The 14,021-nt window shown below is 71.6% G+C and carries 15 protein-coding genes and 1 pseudogene; 3 read left to right on the forward strand and 13 right to left on the reverse strand.

Annotation, left to right across the window (positions count from 1 at the left end):
* Nucleotides 1–85 precede the first annotated feature (85 nt).
* Together FHX82_RS12550 and FHX82_RS12555 are read right to left on the reverse strand one after the other, a co-directional pair.
* Nucleotides 86–1,003: pseudogene (locus tag FHX82_RS12550) on the reverse strand (glycosyltransferase family 87 protein); the annotation flags it as partial.
* A gap of 70 nt (nucleotides 1,004–1,073) precedes the next feature.
* Nucleotides 1,074–1,568, reverse strand: coding sequence for a GtrA family protein (locus FHX82_RS12555; protein ID WP_145936968.1), 495 nt, complete (start codon nucleotides 1,566–1,568; stop codon nucleotides 1,074–1,076).
* Nucleotides 1,569–1,762: 194 nt separating this feature from the next.
* Here FHX82_RS12555 and FHX82_RS12560 point away from each other — a divergent pair, with 194 nt between their 5' ends.
* The 3 genes from FHX82_RS12560 to FHX82_RS12570 are packed head-to-tail and all read left to right on the forward strand — an operon-like array spanning nucleotide 1,763 to nucleotide 3,576.
* Nucleotides 1,763–2,284 carry a YqaA family protein gene (locus FHX82_RS12560; RefSeq protein WP_145936969.1) on the forward strand — a complete coding sequence of 174 codons (522 nt, stop codon included), beginning with the start codon at nucleotides 1,763–1,765 and terminating at the stop codon, nucleotides 2,282–2,284.
* A gap of 51 nt (nucleotides 2,285–2,335) precedes the next feature.
* Nucleotides 2,336–2,755 (forward strand): helix-turn-helix domain-containing protein, encoded by a 420-nt coding sequence (locus FHX82_RS12565; RefSeq protein WP_145936970.1) that lies wholly within the window; start codon nucleotides 2,336–2,338, stop codon nucleotides 2,753–2,755.
* Nucleotides 2,752–3,576 (forward strand): alpha/beta fold hydrolase, encoded by an 825-nt coding sequence (locus tag FHX82_RS12570; RefSeq protein WP_229881291.1) that lies wholly within the window; start codon nucleotides 2,752–2,754, stop codon nucleotides 3,574–3,576. Before FHX82_RS12565 ends, FHX82_RS12570 begins: the two co-directional genes overlap by 4 nt.
* Nucleotides 3,577–3,822: 246 nt before the next feature.
* Here FHX82_RS12570 and FHX82_RS12575 read toward each other — a convergent pair whose 3' ends face one another.
* The 11 genes from FHX82_RS12575 to FHX82_RS12625 form a co-directional block, all read right to left on the reverse strand.
* Nucleotides 3,823–4,275, reverse strand: a complete 453-nt coding sequence (locus FHX82_RS12575; protein ID WP_145936971.1) for a tetratricopeptide repeat protein — start codon at nucleotides 4,273–4,275, stop codon at nucleotides 3,823–3,825.
* Nucleotides 4,272–5,036 (reverse strand): 4-hydroxy-tetrahydrodipicolinate reductase, encoded by a 765-nt coding sequence (gene dapB / locus FHX82_RS12580; RefSeq protein WP_145936972.1) that lies wholly within the window; start codon nucleotides 5,034–5,036, stop codon nucleotides 4,272–4,274. Before dapB ends, FHX82_RS12575 begins: the two co-directional genes overlap by 4 nt.
* Nucleotides 5,033–6,382: a M16 family metallopeptidase gene (locus tag FHX82_RS12585; protein WP_145936973.1), complete on the reverse strand. Its 1,350-nt coding sequence runs from the start codon at nucleotides 6,380–6,382 to the stop codon at nucleotides 5,033–5,035. Before FHX82_RS12585 ends, dapB begins: the two co-directional genes overlap by 4 nt.
* A 79-nt stretch (nucleotides 6,383–6,461) precedes the next feature.
* On the reverse strand, nucleotides 6,462–8,696 hold the full coding sequence (locus tag FHX82_RS12590; RefSeq protein ID WP_145936974.1) for a polyribonucleotide nucleotidyltransferase: 2,235 nt from the start codon (nucleotides 8,694–8,696) through the stop codon (nucleotides 6,462–6,464).
* Between the two features lie 223 nt (nucleotides 8,697–8,919).
* Complete coding sequence (gene rpsO / locus FHX82_RS12595; protein WP_145936975.1) at nucleotides 8,920–9,189, reverse strand: 30S ribosomal protein S15; 270 nt, start codon at nucleotides 9,187–9,189, stop codon at nucleotides 8,920–8,922.
* Nucleotides 9,190–9,300: 111 nt separating this feature from the next.
* Nucleotides 9,301–9,819 (reverse strand): RNA 2',3'-cyclic phosphodiesterase, encoded by a 519-nt coding sequence (thpR, locus tag FHX82_RS12600; RefSeq protein ID WP_145936976.1) that lies wholly within the window; start codon nucleotides 9,817–9,819, stop codon nucleotides 9,301–9,303.
* A 4-nt stretch (nucleotides 9,820–9,823) separates the two neighbouring features.
* Nucleotides 9,824–10,300 carry a helix-turn-helix domain-containing protein gene (locus FHX82_RS12605; protein ID WP_145936977.1) on the reverse strand — a complete coding sequence of 159 codons (477 nt, stop codon included), beginning with the start codon at nucleotides 10,298–10,300 and terminating at the stop codon, nucleotides 9,824–9,826.
* 100 nt (nucleotides 10,301–10,400) lie between these two features.
* Complete coding sequence (locus tag FHX82_RS12610; protein ID WP_145936978.1) at nucleotides 10,401–11,357, reverse strand: bifunctional riboflavin kinase/FAD synthetase; 957 nt, start codon at nucleotides 11,355–11,357, stop codon at nucleotides 10,401–10,403.
* A gap of 10 nt (nucleotides 11,358–11,367) precedes the next feature.
* Nucleotides 11,368–12,264 carry a tRNA pseudouridine(55) synthase TruB gene (truB, locus tag FHX82_RS12615; protein WP_145936979.1) on the reverse strand — a complete coding sequence of 299 codons (897 nt, stop codon included), beginning with the start codon at nucleotides 12,262–12,264 and terminating at the stop codon, nucleotides 11,368–11,370.
* 53 nt (nucleotides 12,265–12,317) lie between these two features.
* A complete protein-coding gene (locus FHX82_RS12620) occupies nucleotides 12,318–12,455 on the reverse strand; it encodes a hypothetical protein (RefSeq protein ID WP_183176613.1) in 138 nt (45 codons plus the stop codon).
* A 249-nt stretch (nucleotides 12,456–12,704) separates the two neighbouring features.
* A complete protein-coding gene (locus FHX82_RS12625) occupies nucleotides 12,705–14,018 on the reverse strand; it encodes an MFS transporter (RefSeq protein WP_145936980.1) in 1,314 nt (437 codons plus the stop codon).
* Nucleotides 14,019–14,021: the final 3 nt, after the last annotated feature.

A 14,021-nucleotide genomic window follows, 5' to 3' on the forward strand; every position in this document is an offset into this window, starting at 1 on the left:
GCTTCTGGTAGCCCATCACCATGATCAGCGCGGCCGTCGGCAGCGCGAGCACCCAGTGGTGCGACCACGAGATCGGCGACACGAGCAGCACGCCGGTGGCGTTGACACCCAGCGCCATCGGCAGGTTGCCGTCGTCGAGCGCGCGCCGGGTGCCCAGCCACGTCATCACCACGACGAGGACCACGCCCAGCCCGCCGACCAGGGTCAGCGTGTGGCCCCCGAGGCCCAGCTTCTCGAAGCTGGCCATGACCGACTCGTTCGCGTGGATCGGGCCGATGTTCATGCTCGACGCGTGGAACACCCGGTCGGTCCAGTACAGCCACGAGTCGTGCGGCATGAGCACGAACGCGATGGCGGTGCACACGCAGAAGCTGACGAAGCTGGTGACCACCGCGCGGAAGTCCTTGCGCAGCAGGAACAGCAGCACGAACCCGGCGGGCGTCAGCTTGACCGCCGCCGCGATGCCGATCAGCGCGCCGCGCGGCCACTTCGGGTTCGGCCACAGGCAGTCGACCGCGACCAGCATCATCAGGATGACGTTGATCTGGCCCCAGAAGATCGTGTTCGCCACCGGGTGCGCGACCACGAGCACGCACGCGCCCGCGACGACCATCCACGGCTTGGCGAGCAGGCCGCGCAGCTCCGGGGACGTCTTGCGGTACGCGAGGATGATCGGGAACAGGCAGAGGCACGTCAGGCCGGTCAGCAGCGGGTAGCCGATGTGCGGCGGGACGATCGCCAGCGGCACGAACAGCACCGCCGAGAACGGCGGGTACGTGTAGGGCAGCGCGCCACCGATCGACGACACGGGGAGTTCGGTGTAGATCGAGTGGCCCTTGAGGAACGTGTCGGCGCCCAGGCGGTACACGTCGACGTCGGTGGGCCATTTGACGATGCCGTGCGCGTAGTAAGCGAGCGCGCAGAACAGGCCCACCGCCAGCAGCAACTGGAGGGCGAGGCGCGCGCGGACGGCGGCGCTGCCCTGCCTCCAGGTCGAGACCACTGAATTCAAAACACTTCTCCCAGGTGCGTAGCCACGAGACGTGCCCTGCGAACAGACGCGGCGGCCCCTATCATGGTTGCCCGCGTGTCGCGACCGTCGAGCGGGTCCCCTCTCGGGTGTCCGGGAAGACGAACCAGCGCATCGCGCAGTACATGAAGATCGCCTCGGCGGCGCCCGCGAGCAGGCGCGACAGGTGGTACTCCAGGCCCGCCGCGGCCAGCCCGGCGCCCACGCCGAGGATGCAGACGAGGTAGTTGACGCCGATCACCAGCGCGTACCGCGCGGTCTGCCCGCCGACCGGGGCGTGGGAGCGGAAGTTGAGGGTCCGGTTGAGCACGAAGCTCAGCCCGAAGGCGACCAGGTAGCCCAGCGTCACGGCGAGCCAGACCGGCAGCCCGAGGACGGACCGGCCCACGGTGAGCAACGCGAGGTCCACCCCGAACGTCATCCCGTTGAGGAGCGCGAAACCCACGAGACTGGGCGGCACGGCCACCGGCAGCGGACGCACCACGGCGGCGCACAGGGCCGCGAACCGGGCGGGCAGGGCCCTGCTTTCGTCACGCACGGTGTCAGGTTTCCAGCGTCAGATGGACAGCAGGTGACCGGACGGTGGTCAACAGGAAGCCAAGAGTACGGTGAACCCCCCTGTACACCCGATCGTGATGCTGTTGACTGGTCTTTAGAGCGAAACGGGTTCGCCGGCCACACCGACTGGGTGATGTGGGTGGGCACGTCCGCGAGGAGACCTCAGGAGGCACGATGCTCGGCTGGTTCTTCCTGACGCTCGGGGTCGCGTTCGGCTCGGCGCTCATCCCCGTGATCAGCATCGAGGTGTTCGTGCTCGGCCTGGTGACCGGCGAACCGGGCACGCAGTGGCTCCTCGTCGGCGCCGCCGTCGCGATCGGGCAGATCGCCGGAAAGCTGCTCTACTACCTGGCCGCGCGCGGGTCGATCAAGCTGCCCGCGGTGCTGCACGACCGGCTGCACCGGCAGCGCCCGCCGAGCCGGTGGCGCGACCGCTGGCACGTCCGGACCAAGTGGCTGCGCGGCAAGGTGGAGGCCCTGCGCGAGCGGTGCCACCGGCACCCGGCCTGGATGACGGGCACGTACGGGATCAGCTCCGTGGTCGGGCTCCCGCCGTTCATGGCGACGACCGTGCTCGCCGGACTGGCGGACATGCGGATGTCGACGTTCGTCACGGTCGGGCTGGCCGGGCGGTTCGCCCGGTACAGCGTGCTCGCGGCCTGCCCCGCCCTCTTCACGTCGTGGTTTCACGTGTAGTTCCCCTAAATTCCCTATCCTTCCCTATCGTTCGGCTGTTATGGTCAGTTCATGACAGGAAAGCTCTACTCTGCGGAGGAAGTCGCGGAGCGGCTCGGGCTGCACGTCCGGACCGTCCGCGGCTACGTGCGTGACGGGCGGCTCAAGGCCGTCCGCATCGGCAAGCAGTACCGGATCACGCAGGAGGACCTGGAGGCGCTGCTCGGCACCCCGGTGACCGAGGAGCCGGAGGTGCGGCGGGAGCGGCACGTCGAGGTGTCCGCCATCGTCGAGGTCGACGCGGTCGGCCCGGAGAAGGTGGGGCGCGTGACCACGCTGCTGATGGCGGCGAGCGCGCGGCAGGGTGACCGGCCGCTGCGCGTGCAGACGGCCTACGACGAGCAGCGGGGGCGACTGAAGGTGGTGGTGTTCGGCGGGCTCACCGACACCGCGCGCCTGCTCGAGTACGTCGAGGCGGTGCTGGAGTCGTGATCTACCGGACCGAAGCCGGCGGGCAGGAGATCCGCCGCCACTACCAGGAGATGCTGGCCGCGTGGCCGGTGCCCGCGGAGCACGTGCGCGTGCCGACGCGGGAGGGCGAGACGTTCGTGGTCAGGTGCGGGCCGGAGGACGGGTCGCCGCTGGTGCTGCTGCACGGCTCGGGTTCCAACGCGGCGATGTGGATGGGCGACGTGCCGGTGTGGGCGCGGCACTTCCGCGTGCACGCGGTGGACGTGGTCGGCGAGCCGGGCCTGAGCGCGCCCGCGCGGTTCGAGTTGGGCGGCGAGGCGCCCGCGGGCTGGCTGGACGACGTGCTGGACGGGCTCGGCCTCGGACCGGTCGCGCTGGCGGGGGCGTCACTCGGCGGCTGGCTGGCGCTGGACTACGCGATCCGGCGGCCGGACCGCGTGGCGCGGCTGTCGTTGCTGTGCCCGGGCGGGGTGGGCGGCCAGAAACCGGTCGCGTCCTCCGCGCCCCAGCCAACCAGCCCCGAGGACCTGCGACGGTCGCTGAAGGCGGTGGCGGGCGTCGACGCCGAGCAGGCACCAGCGGTCGCCGAGTACCTGACGTTGATCTTCACGCACTTCCTGCCCCGCCGCGAACGGCTGCCGAGGTTCGACGACGAGGCGCTGCGCGGGTTGAGGATGCCGGTGCAGGTGATCGTCGGTGCCCGCGACGCGATGCTCGACTCGGCCGAGACCGCCCGCCGCTTCCGCGAGACGGTGCCGCACGCGCAGGTGACCGTGCTGCCCGAGGCCGGGCACTGGATCCCCGGCCAGACCGACCGGATACTGGCGTTCCTGCGGGGTTAGGGACTGTTCCCAAAGCGGCTTGACGGCCGGTGCGGGTAGCGGCCCCTCCCGCCAGCCCGCCACCACCCTCAACGGGCACGCTGCGCGCGGCTGATCCACTCAGGCGGCCCCTCGCTCCGGGATCGCCTCCTCATGACCGCCAGGTCACCACGGAGGCGCTGTCCTCGCGAGGAACCACCTCAGAACCCGCCGCGGTGCAAGCTGACGGCCCGCAGCAAGCGGCTGCCGCCGCTTGGGAAACACAACCTAGCTCGCCCGCTCCGCGGCTTCGAGGTCGACGGCCTTGCGCATGGTGGCGCGGGCGCGGCGGCGGTCACCGGCGATGTCGTACGCGTACGCCAACCGGTACCAGTACCGCCAGTCGTCCGGGTGGGCCTCCAGCTCCGCGCGGCGGTCCTCGAACCACGCGTCGGCCGCCGCGCGGTCCACCCGGCCCGACGGGCGGCGCGGCAGGTCCGACACGTCGGGCAGGCCGCCCTCCTCGTCGAGCCGCCGCCCGAGCTGCTGGATCCGCACGCCCGACCGCCAGGTGGCCACCACCATCCACGCGCCGAGCAGCGGCAGCACGAACACCGCGATCCCCAGCGTGATTCCCACCGCCGTACCCGTGCGCACCAGCTCCACCGCCCGGTCGGCCAGCAGCACCAGGTAGACCACCAGCGCGGCGGTCAGCAGCAGCGCGACGTTGCGGGCCCTCACAGGTCGAGCACGTTCTCGAGGCCGACGGTCAGCCCGGGCCTGCCCAGCACCTCGCGCACGCCGAGCAGCACGCCCGGCATGAACGACGTGCGGTCCATGGAGTCGTGGCGGATGGTGAGCGTCTCGCCTTCCTGCCCGAACAGGATCTCCTCGTGCGCCACCAGCCCGGGCAGCCGCACCGAGTGCACCCGCACCTCGTCCACCAGCGCGCCGCGGGCACCGTCCACTTCGGACGTCGTCGCGTCCGCGCCCGGCTTCAACCCCGCCTCGCGGCGCGCCTCGGCGACGAGCCGGGCGGTGTGCGCCGCCGTGCCCGAGGGCGCGTCGGCCTTGCGGTTGTGGTGCAGCTCGATGATCTCGACCGACTCGTAGAACCGCGCCGCCTGCTGGGCGAACCGCATGGCGAGCACGGCGCCGAGCGCGAAGTTCGGCGCCACCAGCACACCCAGCCCGGGCTTGTCCCGCAGCCACTCCCGCACCGTCGACAGGCGCTCCTCGGTGAACCCGGTGGTGCCGACGACCGCGGCGATCCCGTTCTCCACCAGGAAGCGCAGGTTGTCCAGCACGGCGTCGGGGTGGGTGAAGTCGACGACCACCTCGGCGCGCGCCCCGGTGAGGGCGGACAGCTCGTCGCCCGCGTCGAGCGCCGCGACGACCTCCAGGTCCGGCGCGGCCTCGACGGCCCGCACCACCGTGGCCCCCATCCGGCCGCGGGCACCGAGCACGCCGACTCGGATCGGGTTGTTCTCGCCGCGGGTCATCGCGCAATCACCTCGTGCAGGTCGTCCGGCAGGTCGTCGGCATGAGCGTACGGCCCGACCACCGTGGCCACCGAGACCCCTCCTGGCGCGCCGAACAGGCTGCGAGCCAGGTCATACACCTCCTGGGTGGTGACCGCGTCGATCCGCTCGACCGTCTCGTCCACGCTCGCGTACAGCCCGTAGTTCAGCTCCTGCTTGCCGATCCGGGACATCCGCGACGCGGTGTCCTCCAGGCCCAGCACGAGCCCACCGCGCAGCTGCCCCTTGGCGCGCGCGACCTCGGCGTCGGAGAAACCCTCCTTGCCGACGAGGCCCAGCACGTCGCGCAGCACGTTCGCGACCTCGCCGAGGCGCTCCGGCTGGCAGCCCGCGTACACCGACAGGTGCCCGGTGTCGGCGTACGCCGCGATCGACGAGTACACCTGGTACGCCAGCCCGCGCTGCTCCCGGACCTCCTGGAACAGCCGCGAGCTCATGCCACCGCCGAGCGCGGCGTTCAGCACGTTGAGCGTGTAGCGGCGCTCGTCGTGCCGCGACAGCGCGCGCATGCCGAGCATCACGTGCGCCTGCTCGGTGTCATCGGTGTGCAGCTCCAGCCGCGGCCCCGCGGTGATGCGCGCCCGGCCGCGCCGCGGCGGCACCGGAGCGTCCGAACCGGACAGCCGATCGCGCAAAGCCTTGCGCGCCAAGCGAAGCACCTGGTTGTGCTCGACGTTGCCCGCGACCGCGAGCACCATCCGCGGCAGCGTGTAGCGGCGGCGGTAGAACCCGCGCAACGCCTTCGCCGACATCCCGCGGATCGACTCCTCGGTGCCCAGCACCGGCTTCGCGAGCGGGTGCCCGGCGAGCACCGTGCTGACGAAGGTCTCGTGCAGCAGGTCCTCCGGGTCGTCGTCGCGCATCGCGATCTCCTCCAGCACCACGCTGCGCTCGGTGTCCACATCGGACTCCGTGCACAGCGCGTCGAAGACCACGTCGGTGACCAGGTCCATCGCCAGCGGCAGGTCCTCGTCGAGCACCTGCGCGTAGTAGCAGGTGTGCTCCTTGGCGGTGAACGCGTTGAACTCGCCGCCGACGGCGTCGATCTCCTCGGCGATCTGCGTGGCGCTGCGGGTGCCGGTGCCCTTGAACAGCAGGTGTTCGAGGTAGTGCGCCGCACCGGCCACGGCGGGTGGCTCGTCGCGCGAGCCGATGCCCACCCACAGGCCCACGGTGGCCGACCGCACGCCGGGCACGTGCTCGGTGATCACGCGCAGCCCGCCGGGCAGCACGGTCCGCTTCACCGCTGCGTCCAGGGTCCGCGTGCTGCCCGCACGCTGCTCGTACCCCGGGATCTGTCGACTCATGAGGTCCTTAACTCCTTCAACGCGCGAATGGCCCGCTCGAGACTCGCTCGAACGGGCCATTCGCGGGGAAAATACTGCCTTACTGGGCGTCCGCCCCGGCCTCGGCGGGCTCGGCCTTCTCGTCCTCTTCCTTGACCAGGACGAGGCTGATCTTGCCGCGGTTGTCGATGTCGGCGATCTCGACGCGGAGCTTGTCGCCCACGTTGACCACGTCCTCGACCTTGCCGATGCGCTTGCCGTTGCCGAGCTTCGAGATGTGGATCAGGCCGTCCTTGCCCGGCAGCAGCGAGACGAACGCGCCGAACGCGGCCGTCTTCACCACGGTGCCGAGGAACCGCTCGCCCACCTTCGGCAGCTGCGGGTTGGCGATGGCGTTGATCTTGCCGATCGCCGCCTCCGCCGACGGGCCGTCGGCCGCGCCCACGTAGATCGTGCCGTCGTCCTCGATCGAGATGTCGGCGCCGGTCTCCTCGGTGATCGAGTTGATCATCTTGCCCTTCGGCCCGATGACCTCGCCGATCTTGTCGACCGGGATCTTCACGCTGGTGACGCGCGGCGCGTACGGGCTCATCTCGTCCGGGCCGTCGATGGCCTCGAGCATGACCTCGAGCACCGTCAGGCGCGCGTCCTTGGCCTGCTTGAGCGCACCGGCGAGCACCTCGGACGGAATGCCGTCGAGCTTCGTGTCCAGCTGCAGCGCGGTGATGATGTCCTTGGTGCCGGCGACCTTGAAGTCCATGTCGCCGAACGCGTCCTCCGCGCCGAGGATGTCGGTGAGCGCGACGTAGCGCGTCTCGCCGTCGACCTCGTCGGACACCAGGCCCATCGCGATGCCCGCGACCGGCGCCTTGAGCGGCACGCCCGCGTTGAACAGGCCCATCGTCGAGGCGCAGACCGAGCCCATCGAGGTGGACCCGTTGGAGCCCAGCGCCTCCGACACCTGGCGGATGGCGTACGGGAACTCGTCGCGCTTCGGCAGCACCGGCACCAGCGCCCGCTCGGCGAGCGCGCCGTGCCCGATCTCGCGCCGCTTCGGCGAGCCGACGCGGCCCGTCTCACCGGTGGAGAACGGCGGGAAGTTGTAGTGGTGCAGGTAACGCTTGGTGGTCTCCGGCGACAGCGAGTCGATCTGCTGCTCCATGCGGAGCATGTTCAGCGTGGTGACACCCAGGATCTGGGTCTCGCCGCGCTCGAACAGCGCCGAGCCGTGCGCCCGCGGCACCACGCCGACCTCGGCCGACAGGCTGCGGATGTCGGTGATGCCACGGCCGTCGATGCGCACCTTGTCACGCAGGATCCGCTGGCGGATCAGCTTCTTGGTGAGCGCGCGGAACGCGGCGCCGATCTCCTTCTCGCGGCCCGCGAACGCCTCGCCCTCACCGAGCCCGACCTTCTCCAGCACCGCGGCCTTGACCTCGTCGGTCGCGTTGTCGCGGTCCTGCTTGCCCGCGATGGTGAGCGCCTTGGCCAGGTCCTCGGTGGCGATGGCGGCGACGGCGTCGTAGGCGTCCTGCTGGTAGGCGGGGAACACCGGGAAGTCGCCGGTCGGCTTGGCCGCGACGTCCGCCAGCTTCTGCTGGGCCTCGCACAGGACGCGGATGAACGGCTTGGCGGCGTTGAGGCCCTCGGCCACGGTCTGCTCGTCGGGCGCGGTGGCGCCGGCCGCGACGAGGTCGAGCGTGTGCTCGGTGCCCTCGGCCTCGACCATCATGATCGCAACATCATCAGCGACCACGCGGCCCGCGACGACCATGTTGAAGGTGGCCTGCTCCAGCTGGGTCCACGTCGGGAACGCGACCCACTGGCCCTCGATCAGCGCGACGCGCACGCCGCCGATCGGGCCCGAGAACGGCAGGCCGCCGATCTGGGTGGACGCGGACGCGGCGTTGATCGCCAGCACGTCGTACGGGTCCTCCGGGTGCAGGCTCTGCACCGTGACGACCACCTGGATCTCGTTGCGCAGGCCGTCGGCGAACGACGGGCGCAGCGGCCGGTCGATCAGCCGCGCGGTCAGGATCGCGTCGGTGGAGGGGCGGCCCTCGCGGCGGAAGAACGCGCCGGGGATGCGGCCCGCGGCGTACATGCGCTCCTCGACGTCCACCGTCAGGGGGAAGAAGTCGAAGTGCTCCTTCGGCTGCTTCGAGGCCGTGGTGGCGGACAGGAGCATGGTCTCCTCGTCCAGGTACGCCACGACGGCGCCGGCGGCCTGGCGGGCCAGGCGGCCGGTCTCGAAACGGATGGTGCGGGTGCCGAACCGGCCGTTGTCGATGACGGCTTCGGTCTCGTGCACCTGGTTGCCGACTGCGTCGGTCATATGTTGGTTTTCTCCTCGTTCGTGCGGCGGGAAACTCACCCCACCCGTGCGGGGTGACGCCCGAGGAACGAGGCCGGTCTTCGATCGAAGCCACCGGGGATGAACCCGGAAGCCACTACCGAGGACCGGCGGGAAAGTCCTCGCGCGGTTCTCGCCTTGCCTCTTTGTTGCTGTTATGTGCCGAGGGGGAGCGACCGGGTGGCCACTCCCCCTCGGAGCCTTGCTATCGGCGGAGGCCGAGTCGCTGGATCAGCGACCGGTACCGTTCGATGTCCACCTTCGCCACGTAGTTGAGCAGCCGGCGGCGGCGGCCGACCAGCAGCAGCAGCCCGCGACGCGAGTGGTGGTCGTGCTTGTGAGCCTTCAGGTGCTCGGTGAGGCCGATGATCCGCTTCGTCAGCAGGGCCACCTGGGCCTCGGGGGATCCGGTGTCCGAGTCGTGCAGGCCGTACTCGGAGAGGATCGACTTCTTCTCGTCGGTGGACAGCGCCACGCCGTGTTCTCCTTGGTTCTTCTCTGTGCCGTGCGGCCCGGACGCGGCTGCGCGCCGGGTGAGTCGGTCACGGCCGCCACGGACTGCAGCCGGACCCGGTGTTTCAGGGTATCAGGCAGGTCCCGCACCGGCCTGCCGGACCTCGAGCGGGAACCGGGCCACCACGGAGTACCGCGTGCCCTCGCCGGTGCGGTCGCTGCGCATCAGCACCGCTTCGACGGCCGTCCACGGCTCGCTCACGAACCCCGACAGCCGCCGCGGCAGCTCCGCCGGCACGTCGCCCGCCGTGCGCGCGACCGTGAGGTGCGGCAGGTACGGCCGCTCCTCCTCCGCGCCCGCCGCGGCGGCCAGCTCGGTCAGGCCCTCGCTGTACACCCCGAGGTAGAGCACGCGGGAGAAGGTGCCGGCGCCCTGCAGGCGCAGCGTCGGCGCCGACCTGCCGGCCAGCGCCTTCCCCAGCCATTCTACCCGCGCTTCCGGGTCGTCCTCCCCGTAGAAGCCGAGCGTGATGTGCCACTGCGCGGGAGGCGCCCAGCGCGGCTCCGGCACCTCCTCCCGCAGCGGGTCCAGGTGCGTCCTCAGCGACTCGACGACGCGGGACGGCGGCAGCAACGCCGAGAACAGCAGCATGGGCTCACCTCTGGGTTCCCGCCCTGCGCAGCAGGTCGGCGATCGCCGGGAAGTCGTCGTCCAGTCGCTTGGCCGCCTCGGTGAGGTCCTCGTCCTCCGCGACCTCGCGCAACGCGGCCAGCGCCGACCGGTCGTCCACCGCGGCGACCGGGATGTTGTCGCGGCCCACGGTGGGCCGCGCGTCCTTCACGTCCTCCAGCGCCGCCAGCAGGGCCTCCTTGTGTCCCGCGGCGACCTCGGGGATCAGGCACTTGCGTTCGAGCATGATCATCCGCGCGAGCACGACGGGGTTGCCGATCTTGGCGCGGCGGCCGCTCATCACCTGGCTGAGCATCGGGGCGCTGATCCCCAGCACCTCGGCCAGGTACGCCTGGGACACGTCGAAGGCCACCACCAGCCGGCGCACCCTGTCCCCCAGGGGTTCGCCGTACCACTCCCGCTGCAACGCGATGTTGCGCTGGACGATCTTGGAGTCCTCCACGTTTCCCGCTCTCCCCTGTTGCTCCCCTGCCACCGCCCGGCGGACGCAGGTGCATTTTGCCAGGTTCGGCCGCTGGGGGGACCGGTTTCCGCAAACGCGCTCAGCCGGAGGCCAGCCCCAGCACACCCCTCGTCTGGACGACGTCCTCGTCGATCCGCACGATCAGGTCCTCCACCGAGGTGAACCGGATCTGGTCGCGCAGCCGGGCGACGAAGTCCAGCGCGACGTGCTGGCCGTAGAAGTCCTCGTCCACGTCGAGCACGAACGCCTCGACGGTGCGCTCGCGGCCGGAGAACGTGGGGTTGGTGCCGACCGAGACGGCCGCGGCCAGGCGGCGTTCCGGGTCGGCGGCGCGGACGAACCAGCACACGTACACGCCGTCGGCGGGCACGGCGGCGAAGCGCGGGGTCGACAGGTTCGCCGTCGGGTAGCCCAGGTCGTGCCCGCGGCCGTCTCCGCGCACGACGATGCCTTCGAGCCGGTGCGGGCGGCCCAGCGCCTCGGCGGCCGCGGCCACGTCACCGGCGTCGATGCAGGAGCGCACGTACGTCGAGGAGAAGGTGATCTCGGCGTTGTCGTCGTGCTCGCCCTGCAGCTCCGCCCCGTACGTCGCGAAGCCGAACCGCTTGCCCAGCTCGCGCAGCAGCGACACGGTGCCGGCGGCGTGCGCGCCGAACGTGAAGTTCTCCCCCACCACGACGGCGGCGGCGTGCAGCCGGTCGACGAGGATCTCGTGCACGAACTCGTGCGCCGACAGCCGCATCAGCTCCGGCGTGAACGGCAGGACGGCGAAGACGTCGACACCCAGCTCCTCGACCAGCTCGGCCTTGCGCCGCAGGGTGGTCAGCTGCGCCGGATGGCTGCCGGGGCGGATGACCTCCGACGGGTGCGGGTCGAACGTCAGCACCACGCTGGGCAGGCTGCGGGCCTTGGCGATCTCGACGGTCTTGCCGATGAGCGCCTGGTGCCCGCGGTGCACCCCGTCGAACACGCCGATCGTGACCACGCACCTGCCCCAGCCGCCGGGGAGGTCTTCCAGCCCACGCCACCTTTGCACGGTGCTCACTTTAGGCGGGTTCGAGAACCACGACCGACCGGGCCACGCCGCCGGCGTCGACGGCCAGTGCGAGCGCCCGGCCGTCGGGGCCGAAGACGCCGTAGGTGCCCTCGATCCCCGCCGCGCGCACCTGCTGTCCATGTTGGACGGCCTTCGCGGTCGCGGCGTCCACGTCGTGGCGCGGGAACGCCTTCGCGACGGCCTCGCTCAGGTCGTGCGACAACGCGGGCCGCTCCTCCAGCTGCTCCAGGGTCCGCGCCGAGGCGAGGGTGAACGGGCCGACTGTGGTGCGGCGCAGCGCGGCGAGGTGTCCGCCGACGCCGAGCCCCGCGCCTAGGTCCCGGGCGAGCGCCCGGACGTACGTGCCGGAGGAGCACTCGACGACGGCGTCCAGCTCGACGCGGTCGGCCCCGTGGCGCGTGGCGAGCAGGTCGAACCGGTAGACCGTCACCTTGCGCGGCGGCAGCGCGACGTCCTCCCCGGCCCGGACGCGGGCGTAGGCGCGCTTGCCCGCCACCTTCACCGCGCTCACCGCGCTGGGCACCTGTTCGATCTCGCCGGTCAGCCCGGCGATCCCGGCCGCGATCCGCTCGTCGGTGACCGCCTCCAGCGAGTCCGCTGTGGACAGGACCTCGCCCTCGGCGTCGTCGGTGGTGGTGGCCGAGCCCAGCGACAGCGTGGCCAGGTACGTCTTGCGGTCCAGCGCCAGGTGGCCGAGCAGCTTCGTGGCCCGCTCGACGCCCAGCACGAGCACGCCGGTGGCCATCGGGTCGAGCGTGCCGGCGTGGCCGACCTTGCGGGTGCCCATGATGCGGCGCACCCGGGCGACGACGTCGTGCGAGGTCATGCCCGGCGGCTTGTCGACGACGAGCAGACCGGGCGGTGGCGGTGGGGACTTCGGCGGCACGGGGGGTCACCCTATCCGGCGGCGCTTGCGGTCCGCCGCCGACGGTGCCCGGGTCAGGAGCGGCCGAACAGCCGCCGCAGCAGTTTCGGCAGACCGGTGTGGTGGACCTCCCCGGCCTGGATGACGTTCCCGTGCACCGTGCCGGAGAGCGCGGCAGCGCGGGCTCCGGGCTGCCGGGGTGTTCGGCCCACGCGCCCGCCTCGTTCACCGAGTCCACGACGCGCCAGGTGAACTCCGTGCCGTCGCCGCCCAGGTTCCACACCCGGAGGAGGTCGTCGACCTGCGCGATCTCGTCAACCGCGTACTCGTGGACCGTGCCGTCGTGGATGCTCGTTCAGTCACGGGTGAGCTCGTGGTGCTGGCGCCGGGCGACGACGTGCGGCAGCAGTTCCGGTACCGAACCCGGTGCCGTCCAGATGACCGGAACCGTACGCCAGGCCTCAGGCCGCGACGGGCAGCTCGCGGTGCTCGGGAACGTCCCACAGCCGCCGGCGCACCTGCACCGGCACCTGTTCCCCGCGGGCCTGCGCCGCGAACAGCTCCGCGCGGGCGCGGCGCCACCACACGAGCATCCGGAACGTGCCCAGCGCCAGCACGACGACGACCGCCAGCAGCGCGAGGCGGAAGTTCCCGCCGGTGACCTGCAGCAGCACACCGACGGCGAGCGCGGTGACCGTGGTCGCGACGAAACCGCCGACGTTGACCACTCCCGTCGCCGTACCGACGCGGCGCAACGGGTTGTAGTCCCGCGCCAGCGCGAAGGCGATCATCGACGCCGGCCCGCCGAGGGACAGGAACGCGAAGCACGGCACCAGGACCGCGACCGGGATGCTGCCCGGCCAGCCGAGCAGCAGCGCCCACACCAGCGCGGCGCCGCCGAGGTAACCGCCGACCAGCGGCATCCGCAGGCCCGGCCGCGCCCCGATGAGGGCGCCCACCACGGGACCGCCGATCATCGAGCCGAACACGAACACCGTCAGCAGCGCGCTCGCGGACGCGGCGGTCAGCCCTTGGCCCTCCACCAGGAACGGCACGCCCCACAGCAGGGTCAGCACGTTCGGCGCGAACATCGTGGAGAAGTGCACCCAGAAGCCCAGCCGCGTGCCCGGGACCCGCCACGCCGAGCGGATCTCGCGCCCGAGCCGGCGGCGGTCGACGGGCGCGGCCTTCGCGACTTGGCCGCTCGGCGTGTCCTTCACCCGCGCGGCGACGAACCCGGCGTAGAGCGCGGTCAGCAGGCCGGCCCCGAGGAACGTCGGCAGCCAGCCGGGTCCGGCGAGCAGGAACGTGAGCGGAACGGTCGCGGCGAGGTTGCCGACGTACCCGAGCGCGGTGGTGAACGAGGTGACCACGGAGTACTGGCGCCCGGGGAAGTGCGCGGCGACCAGCCGCAGGACGCTGACGAACGTGAGCGCGTCGCCGAAGCCCAGCACGCCGCGGGCGAGCAGCCCGAGGCCGTAGGAGTGCGCGAGCGCCAGCAGGATCTGGCCGAGCCCGAGGAACAGCAGTGCGGCGACGAGGACCTTGCGCGGGCCGTAGCGGTCGACGAGGACGCCAGTGGGGATCTGCATCGCGGCGTAGACGCCGACCTGCAGGACGGTGAAGGTGCCGAGAGCGGCGGCGCCGACGCCGAAGCGGTCAGCGGCTGCCAGGCCCGCGACCCCGAACGAGGTGCGGTGGAAGACGGAGAGGAGGTAGACGAGAGCTGCGGTGAACCAGACGAGCCACGACCGGCGGCTGGCCTTGCCGATCACAGG

The organism is Amycolatopsis bartoniae, from assembly GCF_014191255.1.
Taxonomy (GTDB): domain Bacteria; phylum Actinomycetota; class Actinomycetes; order Mycobacteriales; family Pseudonocardiaceae; genus Amycolatopsis_E; species Amycolatopsis_E bartoniae.

Coding starts and splice junctions, on each gene's coding strand:
- FHX82_RS12560 (WP_145936969.1), top strand. CDS start 1,763: ATGCTCGGCTGGTTCTTCCTGACGCTCGGGGTCGCGTTCGGCTCGGCG.
- FHX82_RS12565 (WP_145936970.1), top strand. CDS start 2,336: ATGACAGGAAAGCTCTACTCTGCGGAGGAAGTCGCGGAGCGGCTCGGG.
- dapB (WP_145936972.1), bottom strand. CDS start 5,036: ATGACCCGCGGCGAGAACAACCCGATCCGAGTCGGCGTGCTCGGTGCC.
- FHX82_RS12585 (WP_145936973.1), bottom strand. CDS start 6,382: ATGAGTCGACAGATCCCGGGGTACGAGCAGCGTGCGGGCAGCACGCGG.
- FHX82_RS12590 (WP_145936974.1), bottom strand. CDS start 8,696: ATGACCGACGCAGTCGGCAACCAGGTGCACGAGACCGAAGCCGTCATC.
- thpR (WP_145936976.1), bottom strand. CDS start 9,819: ATGCTGCTGTTCTCGGCGTTGCTGCCGCCGTCCCGCGTCGTCGAGTCG.